Source organism: Streptomyces coelicoflavus (assembly GCF_045041415.1).
GTDB lineage: Bacteria > Actinomycetota > Actinomycetes > Streptomycetales > Streptomycetaceae > Streptomyces > Streptomyces coelicoflavus.
The window spans coordinates 5,057,995-5,075,697 of record NZ_CP108218.1 but is presented as its reverse complement, the minus strand read 5'-3'; the positions used below and the strand labels follow the sequence as shown (position 1 = coordinate 5,075,697).

The 17,703-nt window shown below is 73.1% G+C and carries 12 protein-coding genes; 7 read left to right on the top strand and 5 right to left on the bottom strand.

Going from position 1 to position 17,703, the window contains the following annotated elements:
* Positions 1 to 7: 7 nt before the first annotated feature.
* From OHA99_RS22640 to OHA99_RS22630, 3 genes are all read right to left on the bottom strand, one after another.
* Positions 8 to 1,522, bottom strand: coding sequence for a DUF5719 family protein (locus OHA99_RS22640; protein ID WP_405697487.1), 1,515 nt, complete (start codon positions 1,520 to 1,522; stop codon positions 8 to 10).
* The gene (locus OHA99_RS22635) at positions 1,519 to 5,331 is read right to left on the bottom strand and encodes a glycosyltransferase (protein WP_405697485.1); all 3,813 of its coding nucleotides are present in this window, start codon (positions 5,329 to 5,331) and stop codon (positions 1,519 to 1,521) included. The genes OHA99_RS22640 and OHA99_RS22635 overlap by 4 nt, the downstream gene beginning before the upstream one ends.
* A gap of 236 nt (positions 5,332 to 5,567) precedes the next feature.
* Positions 5,568 to 5,831, bottom strand: a complete 264-nt coding sequence (locus OHA99_RS22630) for a WhiB family transcriptional regulator (RefSeq protein WP_003975777.1) — start codon at positions 5,829 to 5,831, stop codon at positions 5,568 to 5,570.
* Positions 5,832 to 6,517: 686 nt separating this feature from the next.
* Here OHA99_RS22630 and OHA99_RS22625 point away from each other — a divergent pair.
* The 4 genes from OHA99_RS22625 to OHA99_RS22610 all read left to right on the top strand — a co-directional run bounded on the left by OHA99_RS22625 (position 6,518) and on the right by OHA99_RS22610 (position 10,455).
* Positions 6,518 to 7,012 carry a cysteine dioxygenase family protein gene (locus OHA99_RS22625; RefSeq protein ID WP_153179554.1) on the top strand — a complete coding sequence of 165 codons (495 nt, stop codon included), beginning with the start codon at positions 6,518 to 6,520 and terminating at the stop codon, positions 7,010 to 7,012.
* 71 nt (positions 7,013 to 7,083) lie between these two features.
* Entirely contained in the window at positions 7,084 to 8,043 is a 960-nt protein-coding gene (gene cofD / locus OHA99_RS22620; protein ID WP_153179553.1) for a 2-phospho-L-lactate transferase, read from the top strand.
* Positions 8,040 to 9,374, top strand: coding sequence for a coenzyme F420-0:L-glutamate ligase (locus tag OHA99_RS22615; RefSeq protein ID WP_405697483.1), 1,335 nt, complete (start codon positions 8,040 to 8,042; stop codon positions 9,372 to 9,374). The genes cofD and OHA99_RS22615 overlap by 4 nt, the downstream gene beginning before the upstream one ends.
* Before the next feature lie 61 nt (positions 9,375 to 9,435).
* Entirely contained in the window at positions 9,436 to 10,455 is a 1,020-nt protein-coding gene (locus OHA99_RS22610; RefSeq protein ID WP_054103457.1) for a DNA-3-methyladenine glycosylase, read from the top strand.
* Positions 10,456 to 10,664: 209 nt separating this feature from the next.
* On the opposite strand, the gene OHA99_RS22605 is transcribed toward OHA99_RS22610, so the two are convergent.
* Together OHA99_RS22605 and OHA99_RS22600 are read right to left on the bottom strand one after the other, a co-directional pair.
* Positions 10,665 to 11,750: an NDP-sugar synthase gene (locus OHA99_RS22605; RefSeq protein WP_153179550.1), complete on the bottom strand. Its 1,086-nt coding sequence runs from the start codon at positions 11,748 to 11,750 to the stop codon at positions 10,665 to 10,667.
* 114 nt (positions 11,751 to 11,864) lie between these two features.
* Positions 11,865 to 13,127, bottom strand: a complete 1,263-nt coding sequence (locus OHA99_RS22600) for a peptidoglycan recognition protein (protein WP_405697480.1) — start codon at positions 13,125 to 13,127, stop codon at positions 11,865 to 11,867.
* Between the two features lie 139 nt (positions 13,128 to 13,266).
* Between OHA99_RS22600 and OHA99_RS22595 the strand changes: the two genes are divergently transcribed.
* The 3 genes from OHA99_RS22595 (at position 13,267) to OHA99_RS22585 (ending at position 17,569) form a co-directional block, all read left to right on the top strand.
* Positions 13,267 to 14,031, top strand: a complete 765-nt coding sequence (locus OHA99_RS22595; RefSeq protein ID WP_153179548.1) for a TIGR03089 family protein — start codon at positions 13,267 to 13,269, stop codon at positions 14,029 to 14,031.
* Positions 14,032 to 14,402: 371 nt separating this feature from the next.
* A complete protein-coding gene (locus OHA99_RS22590; RefSeq protein ID WP_153179547.1) occupies positions 14,403 to 15,593 on the top strand; it encodes an LCP family protein in 1,191 nt (396 codons plus the stop codon).
* A 263-nt stretch (positions 15,594 to 15,856) separates the two neighbouring features.
* Entirely contained in the window at positions 15,857 to 17,569 is a 1,713-nt protein-coding gene (locus OHA99_RS22585; RefSeq protein ID WP_405697479.1) for an LCP family protein, read from the top strand.
* Positions 17,570 to 17,703 lie beyond the last annotated feature (134 nt).

Here is a 17,703-nt window from a genome sequence, read left to right as displayed (position 1 = left end):
CCGGCCACTACTCCTGCAATACCGACAGGTCCTCGTCCGCGTTCGGCACCGAGACCGTGCCCCGGTCGTCGGGGAGGGTCTGGACGGTGAAGGACGCCACGTCGTCGTCCGAGCCCGTCAGGGTGCGCGACGCGTGGACCGGGCCGCCCGACACCGTCTCGACGGTCAGCGCGTAGGAACCCTTGAGCCCTGCCGGTACCGGTGCGTCGACGTTCTGGGTGGTGCCGGCCTTGAGCGTGTACGTCTTGGTCGCCGGCGTGCCGCCCTCGGTGCCCGCCGACGCCGTGACCTTGACCTTCGCGGCCCCGTCGGGGGCGGACAGGGCCAGGGTGGTGTGCTTGGCGCGGTTGTCCGCGGCCGTCGCGCGGGCGCCGACCGGCTCGGAGGCCGGGATGAACGCGGACTCCTGCTCGTCGCCCTTGCCCCGCACGACCCGGACCGCCGCCACGACCGGCACGGACCGGTCCGTCGGCGTCAGCACCAGCGAACCCGCCTCGCCGCGCGTGACCTCGCCGAGGTCGACGCCGGTCGTCATACCGGCCTTGACGTGCACCGTCTCGTGACCGGCGGGCGTGATCAGCCCGGACGGCGAGGCGAGGCGCACCTTCAGGTCGGCGTCGGTGCCGCCGGGCGTGAACAGCACCAGGCGTACGGCGGTGGCGTCCTTCGGGATGCCCGGCATGACGAGGTCGCTCGCCGGGTCCGCGGCCGCGGTCAGCCAGTCGCCGCCGGTCTTGTCGTCCAGGGCCTGCACCGCGGCGCCCAGCCGTCCGCTGCGCACGCCGACGTGCACGGTCAGGTCGGTCTGCTTCACCTCGCTGAGCGTGGACAGCAGCAGGGACTCACTGCCGTGCGGCGGCACCGTGACGCCCTCTCCCACCGTGGACTTGAGGGCTCCGTCCTTGCCGTACAGCTCGATGTCGACGACGGCCGCCGAGTCGTCGGGGTTGGTCAGGTGCACGTAGTCGGTGCGGCCGGTCGCGGTGCTGGCGCCGGGGAACCAGAACTCCGTGTCCGGAGCGGTGCAGTTGACGCCCTGTAGTCCCCGGCCCGTCCCGGCGGCGACCTCCGTGGTCTGCTGAACGGTCCAGCCCGGCGCGGTGTTCCCCTCGGCGGTGCCGATCAGCGCGGGGGCGTCGGCGCCGGTGGTCTTCCCGTCGACCGGTGTGCCGGGCGTCTTCGGCTGGACGACCGGCTTCTCCTTCTTCTCGCCCTTCTCGTCCTTCTCGTCCTTCTCGTCCTTGCCGTCGTCGGTGGCGTCGGCTCGCTCCGCCGCCACGAGCGCGGCGCTGCCCTTGTCGTCGGCGCCCTCGGTGACGGGCGTGAAGGACGTGTACGCGGTCTCGGCGAGGTCGGAGGTGCTGGGTGCCGGGCACAGGAGGCTGGTGCGCTCCACGGGCAGCCGGGCGGCGGGCGCCGCGGTGTCCGGGCCGGAGTCGTCCGGGGCGGACACCGCCGCGAACCCGGTGACGGCGGCGAGCGCGGTCGCGCAGGCGATCAGGGACAGGGTCGTGCGCTTCACTGCTGGCTCCCGTCGGGACGCTCACTGCCCGTGCCGTGGGGCTGCCGGGGCTGGGAGGGGTCGTACGGCGTGTCGTAGCCGCCCTGGCCGTACGCCTGGTCGAACGCGGGGTCGTACCCGGCCTCCTGACCCTGCGTCGGGCCGCCGTACGCGTACGGGTCGTACTGGCCGCCCGTCCCGTACTGCGCGGTCTGGCCGCCGTGACCGCCCTGGTGGGCGTCCTGCTGGTACGGGTCGGCCTGGTACGGCTGCTGCCCGTACGCGCCGGGGTCGTACTGCTGGGCGCCCTGGTACTGCTCGCCGCCGTAGCCGCCGTCGTAGGACCCGTACTCGGCGCCGGGGTATCCGGTCGTCGTGTCCCATGTGCCGTACGCCTGCTGCGGGGGGACCGGCACGGGCGGCGCCGCGGGCGGCTCGGGGACCTCGGGCGCCCCGGCCGGGTCGCCCGCCGGGTCGTCCGCCGGCTCGGGGCCCGGGTCCACGCCCGCTCCCGCTCCGGCTTCCGCCGCCTCCGCCTCGGCCTGGGCGCGCAGGCGCCGGGCCCGGCGTCCCTCGCCGTCGGCGGCCTGGGCGGGGACGAGTTGCTCGTCGGGCAGGTCGTCGTCGACGTCGCGGCGCCTGCCGGGCAGGGCGAGGACGACGAGGACGAGACCGAGGAGTCCCTGGGCCCACAGCCAGGCCGTGTGCGTGAACGGGGCCTCGTAGGTGACGTCCAGCCGGCCGCCGGAGGCCGGGAGTTCGAAGCCCTGGGCCCAGCCGTCGACCGTGGTGCGGGTGAGCGGCTTGCCGTCCAGGGTCGCCGTCCAGCCCTCGGCGGCGGTGTCGGCGAGGCGCAGCACCCGGCCGTCGGGGCCCGACTCGATGTCGGTGTGGATCTCGACGGGCCCGGCCGCCACGGGCACGGGCTCGCCGGACTTCCCGGCGTCGGACTTCTCGCCGGCCACGACGGTCGCGCGCGCGACCTCCTGGTTCACCCGCCACAGTCCGCTGCCGTCCTGCTGGCTGAGCCTGCTCAGTCCGGGGGTGGCGTCCAGGACCCGGGTGACCTCGCGGGGCGCGCCCTTGTGCACGAGCACGTAGCGCACGGCGAACCCGCCGAGCTGGTCGGCCTGGTCGGCGCCGGAGCCGGCCACGAGGTTGGCGACGATCTTGTCGAGGGTGCTGTTGCCGCCGTCGCCGGAGGCCAGTTCGCCGTCGCCGAGGCGGGCGCCGGAGCCGCGGACCAGCATGTAGCCCACGTGTGCGGCGGAGTCGCTGTCGAGGACGAGGGTGCGGGCCTGGTCGCGGGTGTGGCTCTCCTCGGCGACGAACGCGGGCACCTGCACGGGGTCGCGCCGTTCCACGGGGCCGTCGGCGCCGCCGATCATCCAGCCGACGGCGGCGATCAGCGGGCCGAGGGCCGAGGCGAGGGCGATCAGGGCGGCGACGGGCTGGCGCCAGCCGAAGCTCTGCTCGGCCACCCGGAAGCGCGCCCCGTCGGCGCCGAGGGCCGCGGCGGACAGCAGCGCGATGCCGTAGACGAGGGTGGCGGGTCCGGCCCAGGCGGAGCGGTTGGACAGGACCGCGAAGACGAGGGCGACGAGGGCGACGGCCCAGGCCGTCCGGACGGCCGGCTGCCGCTCGGAGCGCAGCAGCGCCGCGAGCGCGGCCAGCACGATGCCGAAGAGGAACAGCCCGCCGACCGTGCCGGGACCGCCGGGGCTGGCGCCGAGCAGGTCGAGCGCCGAGGCGGCCGAGGAGCCGTACTCGAGGCCGGCCTCGTCGAAGAAGCCGAACGGCAGCAGCGACAGCGACCAGGGGGCGAGCAGCAGCAGCGGCGTGCCGAGCTGGGCGAGGAAGCGCGGTCCGTACGCCGTGATCTCGGCGCGGCGCAGGGCGAGGACCCCGATGCCGAGAACCAGCGCGACGGGCCACACGACGGGCGTGAAGGCGGTGGTGACGGTCAGCAGCAGGGCGTACGCCCAGGTGGCGCGCCAGCTGCCGCGGACACCGGAGGAGTTGGCCAGGCCGGAGGCCGCGACGCCCGCGCGCGCGACGAGCGGCAGCAGTACGGCGAGGACGGCGGTGCCGATGCGGCCGCCCGCGAGCGCGCCGGTGGCGGCGGGCAGGAAGGCGTAGGCGACGGCGGCCCAGGCACGCAGCAGCCGGGACGGGACCAGCGGGCGGGAGGCGAAGTACGCGGTGGCGCCCGCCAGGGGGACCGAGCAGACCAGCAGCAGGGTGACGGCCAGTCCGGTGGAGCCGAGCAGGACGGAGGCGAACGTGGCGAGGATCGCGAGGTAGGGCGGCGCGGAGGCGGTGCCGCCGGTGCCGACCGTGTGCCAGGCGTCCACGTACCGCGACCACAGCTCGCCGGCGCCGGCCGGTGCGGGCAGCAGGGCGCCGCCGGCCAGGGCGCCGCCGCCGAGGAGCGCACGGCAGGCGGCCAGGGAGACGAGCAGCAGCACCAGGAAGAGCACCGGACCGGGTTTGCGGGCGATGCGCTTGAGGCGGGCGAACTGCTCGATCTCCAGGAAGTCGGCGTCGTCGCCGCCGGGTCCGGACTCGATGCCCCCGCCGTGCCGTCCGGCTCCCGCGGCGGCCTCGGCGTCGGAGCTGCCGAAGAGGTCGCCCGCGACCTGCTCGACGGTGGCGCGGATGGTGGCTCCCGGGGGCGGGAACAGGGGCCGCAGTTCGTCCTTCTCGACCTGCGGGCGGCCGCGTTCACGCCGGCCGGCGATGATGCGCTCGGGGCGCAGCAGGACGCCCAGCAGGCCCCGGATCTCGTCGAGTGCCTGGCCGGGGACCTTGCCGACGAGGTAGGCGACGGTCCGCAGCAGGGTGCCGAGGACGACCCGCAGGAGCACCCAGGGCAGGGCGGCGGTGCGGACGTTGACGAGGAGGGTGTGGACGGCGCCGGCCTTGTCCACCTTGTGCGGTGAGGCGGTGGTGCGGCCCGCGCAGTCGACGGCGCGGCGTTCGCGCGAGGCCGCCTCGGCGTGGCGGACGACCGCCTCCGGGGCGACGAGGACGCGCAGTCCTTCGGCGTGCGCGCGCCAGCACAGGTCCACGTCGTCGCGCATCAGGGGCAGTCGGCGGTCGAACCCGCCGAGCCGCTCGAAGACGTCGCGCCGGATCAGCATGCCGGCGGTGGACACCGACAGCACGGTGCGGACGTGGTCGTGCTGGCCCTGGTCCTGTTCGCGGCGGTCCAGACCGGTCCAGCGGCGGCCGGAGTTGGCGATGGAGACGCCGACCTCGAGCAGCTGGCGGCGGTCGTACCAGCCGCGGAGCTTGGGGCCCACGACGGCGACGTCGTCGCGGCCGAGCTCGTACTCCGTGTCCACGACGCGCAGCAGCTGGGCGAGGGCGTCGGGTTCGGGGGCGCAGTCGTCGTGCAGCAGCCACAGCCACTGGACCGGCTCTCCGTGCGGCAGCTCCGGCAGGTCGTAGGCGTCGTCGCGCCAGCTGCGCGTGACGGGGTCCCAGCCGCTGGGCCGCCTCAGGTACGGCAGGTCCTCGGGGGTGAGGACGGGGGCGGTGCGGGTGGCCTCCTCGACGGCCTGGCCGAAGCCGGTGCGCCGGGCGAGGTGGAGCACGCGCTCGTCGCCGAGGGCGTCGGCGACCAGCCGGGAGGACTCGTCGGCGCTGCCGGTGTCGGCGGCCACGGCGTACTGGACGGGGCGCTCCTGGCCGAGCAGCCCGGCGAGCGCGTCGGGCAGCCAGCGGGCTCCGTCGTGGGCGACGAGGACCGCGGTCACCACGTGACGCGGGAACTCAGGTGTGGCAGCGAGGTCTTGCTGGGCTGCCGTGTGACTCTGCACGGACATCGAGGTACGGGCCCCGGTTCGGTGGACTGCGGTGGACGCCCGTGCCTGTGGGGAACGGCGGGGCGTCTCGGACGAGCGCCCACACTATCGGCTGGACACAGGGGCGGCCCGCCGCCTGTGGACAACCCACCGGCGACGGGCCGTTCCCGCTGCTCGGACCGTCTGCTCGGACCGTCTGCCCAGACCGTCTGCCCGGGCCGTTTCTGCCGCCGCGTCAGGCCTTCACGCTCAGGCGCTCAGACTGCGGCCTTCTTCAGGCGGCGGCGCTCTCTCTCGGACAGGCCGCCCCAGATGCCGAAGCGTTCGTCGTTGGCAAGGGCGTACTCGAGGCATTCGGAGCGGACCTCACAGGCGAGGCAGACCTTCTTGGCCTCGCGGGTGGAGCCGCCCTTCTCGGGGAAGAAGGACTCGGGGTCGGTCTGGGCGCACAGTGCGCGCTCCTGCCAGCCGAGTTCCTCGTCCGCGTCGTCGACCAGCAGTTGCTGCACCAGCTCGGTCATGTGCGCCCCTCGTCTGTCTTTCGCGTCCCCGTGATCCAGCCGTTATCGATTCCGGCTGAACGACACGAGTGAAATTACAAGTGTGCTGCTCCGGGCGAGTCAAGCCGAGATCTGCTATTGGGCCCCTTATTCACTCTGCGGAACCAAGGCAATGCAGTAAGTGTTCAAATCGCCATAAACCTCGACATAGCGATGAGACCCACCGGAGGGCCCGTCCCGTTCAACACCTGCACCAGGAAGGACGCCCCGGCGATCGATCCCGTTCCGATACACGCGCCGAAGCGAACCTGATCACATTCGGATCACGGGATCGCAACGGGGGTTGTGCGCCCGGCTTGTGCGCCATGTGTCCCGAGAGCCGTCTGAGCAAACCTTTCGGCAACACGATCAACCGGATGAGGTGAAACATGTCCCACATAACGGGCATCGAGTTGACAGTGTTGGTGTGAACCGCTGTCCTTGGGGGCATGCTCGCGAACTTGGCGCTCGCCTCGACCCGCACCGCCGGGTCCCACGGTGCTGCCCGCGCTCGCTGTAGCTGTTGCCGCTGTTCCAGCTGTTGAGCCGACCGCGCTCCGGCTGTCCCCGAGTCCACGCGACTCGACTGCTCCACTCCCGCCCCACCAGGGCGTTCTTCGTCATTCGCTCCGCTCCGCCGCACTCTTCCGCCGAGGAACCACGCACCCATGAACAGCGACAGCGACCTCCAGATCGCCGGCGACATCCTCGAAGTCCCCCACCTCCTTCAGCCTCCGCGCGAGCACCCGGCCACCGTCGCCGAGTTCGCCGGCCTGGTCCGTTCCGTCGCCGCCGACCGCTCCGAGTGGGGGCACCTCGTCCGGTACGACGCCACGACCCGTTGGTACCACCGGCTGCGCACCGGCCCCGGGTACGAGGTCTGGTTGCTGTCCTGGCTGCCGGGACAGGGCAGCGGACGCCACGACCACGGCCCCTCCTCCGGTGTGTGGACGGTCCTGGAGGGCACCCTCACCGAGCGCACGGCACGCGGCACGCGCGCGTGGGAGGCCGGTTCGCAGCACGTGTTCGCGCCGGGGCACGTGCACGAGGTGGTCAACGACGCGCTGGAGCCGGCGGTCAGCCTGCACGTCTACTACCCGGGCCTGACCGAGATGCCGATGCACTCCCCGCAGTGCTCGGCCGCCGTACTGCCGACCGGCTGACACGGTGCCGACCGGCTGACACGGTGACGACTGGCTGACGCACTGTCGTACCCGCCTGCGAGACTGGGCCCATGCGCATTGTGGTTCTGGCAGGCGGCATCGGCGGTGCCCGGTTCCTGCGTGGTCTGAGGCAGGCCGCGCCGGACGCGGACATCACGGTCATCGGCAACACCGGCGACGACATCCACCTCTTCGGGCTGAAGGTCTGCCCGGACCTCGACACGGTGATGTACACGCTCGGCGGCGGCATCAACGAGGAGCAGGGCTGGGGGCGGGCCGACGAGACCTTCCACCTCAAGGAGGAACTCGCGGCCTACGGCGTCGGACCCGAGTGGTTCGGCCTCGGCGACCGCGACTTCGCCACGCACATCGTGCGGACACAGATGATCACCGCGGGGTTCCCGCTCAGCGCGGTGACCGAGGCGCTGTGCGACCGCTGGAAGCCCGGCGTACGGCTCATCCCGATGACCGACGACCGTGTGGAGACGCACGTGGCGGTCGAGCTGGACGGCGAGCGCAAGGCGGTCCACTTCCAGGAGTACTGGGTGCGCCTGCGCGCCTCCGTCCCCGCCGAGGCCGTCGTGCCGGTCGGCGCCGAGCAGGCCAAGCCCGCGCCCGGCGTCCTGGAGGCCGTCGCGGAGGCGGACGTCATCCTCTTCCCGCCCTCCAACCCGGTCGTTTCCATCGGCACGATCCTCGCCGTGCCCGGCATCCGGGAGGCGATCGCCGACGCCGGGGTGCCGGTGGTGGGCCTGTCCCCCATCGTCGGTGACGCGCCCGTGCGCGGGATGGCCGACAAGGTTCTCGCCGCGGTCGGCGTGGAGTCCACGGCCGCCGCCGTCGCCGAGCACTACGGCTCGGGACTGCTCGACGGCTGGCTGGTCGACACGGTCGACGCGGACGCCGTCACCCGCGTGAAGGCCGCCGGGATCCTCTGCCGCGCCGTACCGCTGATGATGACCGGCCTCGACGCGACGGCGCAGATGGCCCGCGAGGCGCTGACGCTGGCGGAGGAGGTGCGGGTGGCGTGAGCGGGCCGACGCGAGACGAGGAGGCCGCCCGCCGGGACGGCTACCGGGTGTGGGCCCTGCCCGGCCTGCCCGAGGTGCGGCCCGGCGACGACCTGGCCAAGCTGATCGCGGCGGCCGAGCCCGCACTGGCCGACGGGGACGTGCTGATCGTCACGTCCAAGATCGTGTCCAAGGCCGAGGGCCGGGTCGTCGAGGCCGCCGACCGGGAGGCCGCGATCGACGCCGAGACGGTGCGTGTGGTGGCCCGGCGGGGCACGCTGCGCATCGTCGAGAACCGTCTGGGCCTGGTCATGGCCGCGGCCGGCGTCGACGCCTCCAACACCCCGGCCGGGACCGTTCTGCTGCTCCCCGAGGACCCCGACGCCTCCGCGCGCGGCATCCGCGAGGGGCTCCGCGACACGCTGGGCGTGGACGTCGGCGTGATCGTCACCGACACCGTCGGGCGGCCCTGGCGGTCCGGGCTCACCGACATGGCGATCGGCGCCGCGGGCGTCCGCGTCCTCGACGACCTGCGCGGCGGCACGGACGCGTACGGCAATCCGCTCGGCGCCACCGTCGTCGCCACCGCCGACGAACTGGCCGCCGCCGGGGACCTGGTCAAGGGCAAGGCCGCGGGCCTGCCCGTCGCCGTCGTGCGCGGGCTGCCGCAGGTGGTCGTCGCCGAGGACGACGGCGAGGGCGCGCGGGCGATGGTGCGCGGCGCGCGCGACGACATGTTCCGCCTCGGCACCTCGGAGGCGGTACGGCAGGCGGTCACCCAGCGGCGTACGGTCCGGGCCTTCACGGACACGCCGGTCGACCCCGGTGCCGTGCGCCGGGCGGTGGCCGCGGCCGTGACCGCACCGGCGCCGCACCACACGACGCCGTGGCGCTTCGTCCTCCTGGAGTCCGAGGACGCGCGCACCCGGCTCCTCGACGCGATGCGGGACGCCTGGATCGCGGACCTGCGGCGCGACGGTAAGAGTGAGGAGTCCGTCGCCAAGCGCGTGCGGCGCGGCGACGTCCTGCGCAACGCGCCCTACCTCGTCGTGCCCTGCCTGGTCATGGACGGCTCGCACACCTACGGGGACGCGCGCCGCGACGCGGCCGAGCGGGAGATGTTCGTGGTCGCCACCGGCGCGGGCGTGCAGAACCTGCTCGTCGCGCTCGCCGGGGAGCGGCTGGGCTCCGCGTGGGTGTCCTCGACGATGTTCTGCCGGGACGTCGTACGGGAGGTGCTGGGGCTGCCGGGCGACTGGGACCCGATGGGGGCGGTGGCGGTCGGGCATCCGGCCGAGGAGCCGACGGCGCGGCCCGAGCGGGACGCGGGAGCCTTCATCGAGGTGCGGTGAGCCGTCTCCCCGAGCCTCTACCCTCGTAGAGGCTCACCCCCTCCTCCCAAGGACCTCTCTCGTGGCAGGACGCTTCGCTCCCCGCCCCTCGCGCGCCACGGTGCGCGGCGGGGAGACCGTCGTGCCCCCGGCCGCCGTACCCCCGACCGCCGTACCCCGGCAGGCCGCCGCGCCGGGTGCGGTACGGGTGTGGGTGCCGGACGGGCCGCTGGACCTGGGGCTGGTGCTCGGGCCGCTGCGGCGCGGGCCGGGCGATCCGACGTTCCGGACGATGCCGGACGGGTCGGTGTGGCGGGCCAGCCGCACGCCCGCCGGGCCGGGCACGCTGCGGGTCACCGCGCGCGGCGGCGAGGTGCGGGGCGAGGCGTGGGGGCCCGGGGCCGAGTGGCTGCTGGAGCAGCTGCCGCGGATGCTGGGCGCCGAGGACGACCCGTCCGCGTTCGTGCCGCGGCACCGGCTGCTGGCGGTCACGGCGCATCGGCGGCCGGGGCTGCGGCTGGTGCGGACGGGGCTGGTGCTGGAGTCGTTGATCCCCTCGGTCCTGGAGCAGAAGGTCACGACGCTGGAGGCGTACCAGGCGTGGCGGCTGCTGGTGCGGAAGTTCGGGGAGCCGGCGCCGGGGCCCGCGCCCGGGCGGATGTGTGTGATGCCGGCGGCGCGGACGTGGGCGCTGATCCCGTCTTGGGAGTGGCACCTGGCCGGGGTGGACGACAAGCGGGCGGCGACGGTCCTGCGGGCGGTGCGGGTCGCCGCGCGGCTGGAGGAGGCGGCGCGGATGGAACCGGCGGCGGCGCGGGAACGGCTGGAGGTACTGCCGGGGGTCGGGCCCTGGACGTCGGCGGAGACCGTGCAGCGCAGTCACGGGGCGGCGGACGCGGTGACGGTGGGGGACCTGCATCTGCCGGGGATCGTGGGGTTCGCGCTGGGTGGGGACCGGTATGCGGACGACGCGGAGATGCTGCGGTTGCTGGAGCCGTATGCGGGGCAGCGGCATCGGGCGGCTCGGTTGGTGCTGTTGAGTGGGCGGGTGCCGGAGAGGCGGGCGCCGCGGATGGCTCCGCGGGGGATTGAGCGGTTGTAGGTGGTCCGGGGTTCGCTGGTCGGCCGGCGGGGGTGCGGGCGGTAGATGCGCAGCCCGGCGCTGACGGGGTGCCGCCTGCGCCCACCCGTGCCGCCCCAGCGGCACGACTGCCCGCAGTTACCGGGCGGGGGGCACGACTGCCCGCAGTTGCCGGGGGGCGGCATGACTTGCCCGCAGTTACCGGGGGGAGCGGCATGACTTGTTCGCGGCTATGAGGCGTCGGACGAGAAGCGCAAGGATGCCGGGGGGATCTGGGCGTCGCACCAGATGCGGGCGCCGGAGCGGAGTTCGTTGTCGGCGCCGATGATCGCGCCGTCGCCGATGACCGTGTCGGCGAGGACCGAGCGGGTGCCGACGCGGGCGCCGGTGCCGATGAGGGAGTCGGTGATGACGGCGCCCGGCTCGATGACGGCACCCGGCAGGATCGTGCTGCCGAAGACGCGCGCCCCCTCCGCCACGAAGGCGCCCTCGCCGACCACCGTGCCGCCCGCCAGCTTGGCGTCGGGCGCCACCTGAGCCGTGGGCAGGACCAGGCGGTCGCCGCAGCGGCCCGGTATCGCCGGGGACGGGGCGCGGCCCAGGACCAGGTCGGCCGAGCCGCGGACGAAGGCCGCCGGGGTGCCCAGGTCCAGCCAGTAGGTGGAGTCGACCATGCCCTGGAGGTGGGCCCCGGTGGCGAGCAGCTCGGGGAAGGTCTCGCGTTCGACCGAGACGGGGCGCCCCGCCGGGATCGTGTCGATGACCGAGCGGCGGAAGACGTACGCTCCCGCGTTGATCTGGTCGGTGACGATCTCCTCGGGGGTCTGCGGCTTCTCCAGGAAGGCGAGCACCCGGCCGGCGTCGTCCGTGGGGACCAGGCCGTAGGCCCTCGGGTCGGTCACCTTGGTGAGGTGCAGGGAGACGTCCGCGCCCGTCGTCTCGTGGGTGCGGACCAGTGCGCCGATGTCCAGGCCCGTCAGGATGTCGCCGTTGAAGATGAGCACCGGCTCCTCGGGACCCGAGTGCAGCCGGGACGCCACGTTGCGGATGGCGCCGCCCGTGCCGAGCGGCTCCTCCTCCGTGACGTACTCCAGGTGCAGGCCGAGCGCCGAGCCGTCGCCGAAGTACGGCTCGAAGACCTCGGCCAGATAGCTGGTCGCGAGCACGATGTGCTCGACGCCGGCCGCCTTGGCCCGCGCCAGCTGATGCGTGAGGAACGGCACTCCGGCCGCCCGGACCATCGGCTTGGGCGTGTTCACCGTGAGCGGGCGGAGCCGCGTGCCCTTGCCGCCGACCAGGAGGATCGCTTCTGTCACCTGTCGTCTCTGCTTCCTGCCGGGACCGGCCGAACTGTCTTTCGGCGGGCCAGTGTATGCAGACCGTTCCGTGGCGCCCCCGACGACCGTGCGGTGGTGTGTCCTCCGCAGTCCTCAGCGTCCCTGGTACGCCGCCGCCTTCGCGCGGGCCGTGCCGAGCTTGGCGTAGAGCTTCTTTCCGGGGCAGTTCGTGGCGAAGCCGTCGCGGTGACCGGAGATGACGTTCAGTCGTACCTTCTCGCCCTTTGGGTAGAGGTTGCCACCCCCGGACTTCAGGTATGTCTTCCCCCGCGGATTCATGCCGTAGAGCCCGACCTTCCACGCGGTGAGCCGGGCGATCGCCTTCAGCGCGGCCGACGACGGCTTCTTCGAGCTGTACGTGCCGAGCACGGCGATGCCCACGCTGTTGGAGTTGAACCCCAGGGTGTGGGCGCCCAGTACGGGCTTGGACACGCCACCGGCCCGGCCCTCGTAGATGTTTCCGCACTTGTCGACGAGGAAGTTGTAGCCGAGGTCGCGCCAGCCCATGCTGTTGACGTGGTACCGGTAGATACCGCGGATGACCGACGGCGCCTGTGAGCAGCGGTAGTCGTTGCCGGTGTCCGAGTGGTGCACGAAGGCCGCCTTGACCTTCTTCGTGTACACGAAGCCCTTGTCGCGCAGCTTCTCCTCCGCGCCCCAGCCGCGGCGCGTGGTGATGCGCGGGCGGGGCCCGGCGTGCGGCTTGGTCTTCTGCCGGGCGGGAAGGGCGGGGAGTGCGGCGGGTGCGGCGGGTGCGGTGGACCCGGTCCGCGCGCGGTTCGCCGGCGACGGGGCGGCCTTGCCGGGGTCGACGAGATCGATGCGCAGGCCGCCGGGGAGCCGGGAGCGGGCCGGGGCGGTCCGGGCGGTCCCGGGGGTGGTCTCCGCGCGTACCCGCACCTCCACGCCGTCGGACTCGCCCACCCACAGGGGTGCGGTGGCGCCGCGGACACGGCCCGAGGTGCTCTCGGGGCTGCCCGGGTCGGCGGCGTGGTCGGCGTTGTGGGTCTCCAGCTCCCGCCAGCCGGACCAGGCGCCGGTCGCGGTGGCCCGGGTACGGACCTCGACGCGGCCGTGGAGTTCGGTGGCGGGGTCGTCCCAGACGACGCCGACCAGCGAGAAGGGCCGTACGTCCCGGCGGGCCAGGCCCTGTTCGGCCGCGCCGGGTGCCCGGTCGCTGCTCCGGGAGGCGAGGGGTAGGGACTGGGTGCCGCCGGCGGCGTACGCCTCGGGTCCTGCCGCCGCACGCGTCACGGGTGGGGCCGGGGAGGTGGTCGCTGCCGCGGGCGGGGCTAGCGGGAGGGCCAGGGCCGCCGCGCACGTGACACCGGTCGAGGAAGCTAGGAATCCACGCATGCCCCTGATTTTGTACATCGTCAGACAAATATGTCCATTGGGGATCTGACGGGGTGTCGGGTCCTCTCGTCCGATCCGGTGGTGGTGGGGTCCGTCGGCCGCTGGGTGCGCGGCGCCGGGCCCGCGTACGCTTGCGCGGGTGAACGCGACCGACCGCACCCCTGCCGACCTGCTGAGTTCCGCGCTCGCCGCGGACCCGGGACGCCCCCTGGTGACCTTCTACGACGACGCCACGGGCGAACGCGTCGAACTGTCCGTGGCCACCTTCGCCAATTGGGTGGCCAAGACCGCCAACCTCCTCCAGGACGAACTCTCCGTCGAACCCGGCGACCGGGTCGCGCTGCTGCTGCCCGCGCACTGGCAGACGGCGGTGTGGCTGCTGGCCTGCGCGTCGGTGGGGGTCGTCGCCGACGTGGCGGGCGACCCGAAGGCGGCGGACGTGGTCGTGAGCGGGCCGGAGCCGGAGTCGCTGGAGGCGGCGCGGGCGTGCTCGGGTCCGCGGATCGCGCTGGCGCTGCGGCCGCTCGGGGGGCGGTTCGCGCCGGCGGCACCGGAGGGCTTCGCCGATTACGCGGTGGAGGTGCCGGGGCAGGGTGACCGGTTCGCGCCGTACGCGCCGGTGGATCCGGAGGCGCCGGCGCTGATCGTGGCCGGGCGGGAGTTCAGCGGGGCGGAGGTCGTGGAGCGGGCTCGGGCTCAGGCCTCGGGGCTGGGACTGACGGGGCCGGGGGCGCGGATTCTGTCGGGGTTGCCGTACGACACGTGGGAGGGGTTGAGCGCGGGGTTGTACGGGCCGCTGGCGAGTGGGGGGTCGGTGGTGCTGTGCCGGCATCTGGAGCTGGCGGGGGCGGGTGTGGTGGATCAGCGGATCGAGGCGGAGCGGGTGTCGGTGACGGCGCGGTGAGGTTCCGCGGGTGGTTGGTTCGGCGGGGGTGAGGTGACGCCGGCGGGGCGGTGAGCCGGGGCGTGTCGGTGACCGGCGTGGGTGCGGGTGCCCGGCGTGGGTGCGGGTGCCCGGCGTGGGTGCCGGTGACCGGCGTCGGCGCCTGGCGTGGGCGTCGGCGCCCGGCGTGGGTGTCGGGCCCGGGTGGGGGTGCGCGGCCCGGCGCTGACGGGGCGCCGCCTGCGCCCACCCGTGCCGCCCCAGCGGCACGAATGCCCGCAGCTGCGGGAGGAGGCGGCGCGGGTGTGCCCCGTTCGGGCTAGGTCCGTTCTGTCCTCCGTGCCTTCTCGGGGCATGGTCGTACCAGCGCGCTGGTGTGGACGGAGGCAGGCGTGGGCGATGACGCGGGTACGGCGGCCTCCGGCGGGGAGGCGGGGCACGGGGCGTCCGCGAGCGGGGGCGGGCTGAAGCGGCGGCGGCGCAGGCGGCGGCTGGGGATCGCCGGGATCGTGGTCGTCGTGCTGGCCGGGGGTGCGGCGGGCGTCGGGTGGGCGGTGTACGCCAAGCTGAGCGGCAACATCACGTCGGACGAGGCGGCCGCCGCCGAACTCGCCCGGTACGAGAAGGAGCGGCCCACCTCGCTGGTGCGCGGCGCGCAGAACGTGCTCCTGATCGGGTCGGACTCCCGGTCGGGGGACGGCAACTCCCGCTACGGCCGGGACTCCGGGACCGAACGGTCGGACACCACGATCCTGCTGCACCTGGCCGCGGGCCGGGACAGCGCCACCGCCGTCTCCCTCCCCCGCGACCTGATGGTGCAGGTCCCCGGCTGCCACCGGCCGGACGGGTCCCTCACCGAACCGGCGCTCCAGCAGTTCAACTACGCCTTCGCCGCGGGCGGTTCGGCGTGCTCGATCCGTACGGTGGAGAAGCTGACCGGCATCCGGATCGACCACCACGTGGTCGTCGACTTCGAGGGCTTCAAGGAGATGGTCGACGCGCTCGACGGCGTCGAGGTGTGCCTGCGCAAGCCGGTCGACGACAAGGACGCCAAGCTGAAACTGCCCGCGGGCAGGGTGACCCTCGACGGGGAGCAGGCGCTCGGATACGTCCGCGCCCGGAAGTCGCTCGGCGACGGCAGCGACACCGACCGGATGGACCGGCAGCAGCGCTTTCTGGGGGCGCTCGTGAACAAGGTGCAGAGCAATGGCGTTCTGCTGAATCCGGTGAAGCTGTACCCCGTTCTGGACGCGGCCACGTCGTCACTCACGACGGACCCGAATCTGGCGAGTCTGCGGGGCTTGTACGACCTTGTGCGCGGACTGCGCGGGATTCCCACCGAACGCGTGCAGTTCCTGACCGTCCCCCGGGAGTCGTACGCGGGCGACGCCAATCGGGACCAGCTCGTGCAGCCCGACGCCGAGAAGCTGTTCACCCGGCTGCGGACGGACGAGCCCGTGACGGTCACCGCCGACCGGCGGGACCAGAGCGGCGGTACCGGGAATTCCGGTGAAGCCGGTGACACCGAGTCCCCCGCGCCGACGTTCAGCGGGAACACCGCCGACGAGGACGTCTGCGAGTAAAGCGCCTTCCAAAAAGGGGCAACTCCGAGTGCAAGGCGACATGCACGAGCGGACAATTGTCCGAGAAATGCGCTGTATTGCCCACTTGTAAGGATCGTGGAATGCGTCACTGCCGTCGCCCCGCGCCGGGTGGGGCGGTTAATGTGAGCGATCCGGTGTGCCCGGCCGCGGAGTTCCCCGGCCACGCACTGAGTTGACGTGAGCGAGACCGGGCGCCCGGAGGGGAGGGCGCCGCGTGGCCCCGACGGAGGATACGGACAACCGTGGACGCGCAAGGCCGTGGGCAGGCGGAGGACATCGACCCCGCAGACCAGTGGGTACTCAATCCGGACACCGGTGACTACGAACTGCGACTGCCTTCTTCCGCACCGCAATCACCGGTCCCGGGCCCCCGCCGGGCCACGCCGGCACCGGAGCGTGAGGTTCCCGCGCCGCGCAGGCGCCGTGCGAAGCCCGAGGAGCCGCCGCCGGGACGGCGCGACCGCCGGCGGCCCGCGAAGAAGAAGACCAAGAAGAAGTCGCGGGGCAAGAAGATACTGCTGTGGACGGGCGGCACGATGGCGTTCGTCATCCTCGCCGTCGGCACGGCCGGTTATCTGTATCTCCAGCATCTCAACGACAACATCGAGTCCCTCCCCGACGACGGCGCGAGCACCGGCGGGTTCCAGAAGGACCAGGCGATCAACATCCTGCTGATCGGCACCGACAAGCGCACCGGCTCCGGCAACGACGGCTACGGCGACAAGGGCAGCGCGGGCCACGCCGACACCACGCTCCTGCTGCACGTCTCCAAGGACCGCTCCAACGCGACCGCGCTCAGCATCCCCCGCGACCTGATCGTCGACATCCCCGACTGCCCGACCACGCAGGAGGACGGGAGCACGAAGGTCATCGCCGGTTCCTCCGGCGTCCGTTTCAACCAGAGCCTCGGTCAGAGCGGCCGTACGCCCAGCTGCACCATGCGGACCGTCACCGAGCTGACGGGGGTCAAGCCCGACAACTTCATGGTGGCCGACTTCAACGCGGTCAAGACCCTGTCCTCCGCGGTCGGCGGCGTCGAGGTCTGTCTGGCGAAGGACATCGACGACCCCGACTCGCACCTGAACCTGCCGGCGGGCAAGCACACCATCGAGGGCGAGGAAGCGCTCGCCTTCGTCCGGACCCGGCACTCCGTCGGCTTCGGCGGCGACCTGAGCCGTATCGAGCTCCAGCAGCAGTTCCTCAGCTCGCTGATGCGCAAACTGAAGTCCAACGACACGCTCACCAGTCCGACCAAGATGGTGAAGCTGGCCGAGGCGGCCACCGATGCGCTGACCGTCGACTCCAAGCTGGACAGCATCGGCAAGCTGAAGGACCTCGGGATGGAGCTGGGCAAGCTCGACACCAAGAACCTGACCTTCGCCACGGTGCCGGTGATCGACAATCCGGCGGAGCCGAAGCCGGTGACGGTCGTCCTCAAGGAGGGGCCCGCCCAGCAGGTCTTCGACATGGTCAAGAACGACATCTCCTTCACCGAGGTCAAGAAGAAGGAGAAGGAGAAGAAGAAAAAGGAGGACGCCGCCGTCGCCGCGCGTCTGGAGGGCGAGAAGTCCGAGCCCTCCGAGGTCCGCGTCCGCGTCCTCAACGGCGGCGCGTCGGCCGGCAGCGCGGGGCGGGAGCTGACCTACCTCCAGAACGAGGCCGGCGTCACCAAGTCCGAGAACGCGGGCAACGCCCCCGCCGAGCTCGCCAGGACCACCCTGGAGTACGCCCCCGACCAGGCCGACCAGGCCCGCGCCCTCGCCGAGATCCTCGGCCTCTCCGGCGCCGCCATGAAACCCGGCAAGAGCGTCACCAACTCCCAGGGCCTGCCCACCATGACCCTCACCCTCGGCAAGGACTTCAAGGGCGCCGGAGTCAAGCTCGACGCCACCTCCGCGAAGGCACCGGAGGACCTCCAGAAGTCCACGGCGGACAAGGTCGAGTGCGCGAAGTGACCTGAGGGGCCCCACGCGCGTCTGACAGTACGACAGTCCATCGGTCGGCCGGGCGGTCCGTCGGTCGCTCGGTCGACCGGGCGGTCCCCCGGTGAACAATCCGCCGGTCGCCGTACAGCCAACGAGGGCCTTCG

Coding starts and splice junctions, on each gene's coding strand:
- cofD (WP_153179553.1), top strand. CDS start 7,084: ATGCGCATTGTGGTTCTGGCAGGCGGCATCGGCGGTGCCCGGTTCCTG.
- OHA99_RS22625 (WP_153179554.1), top strand. CDS start 6,518: ATGAACAGCGACAGCGACCTCCAGATCGCCGGCGACATCCTCGAAGTC.
- OHA99_RS22630 (WP_003975777.1), bottom strand. CDS start 5,831: ATGACCGAGCTGGTGCAGCAACTGCTGGTCGACGACGCGGACGAGGAA.
- OHA99_RS22600 (WP_405697480.1), bottom strand. CDS start 13,127: ATGCGTGGATTCCTAGCTTCCTCGACCGGTGTCACGTGCGCGGCGGCC.
- OHA99_RS22635 (WP_405697485.1), bottom strand. CDS start 5,331: ATGTCCGTGCAGAGTCACACGGCAGCCCAGCAAGACCTCGCTGCCACA.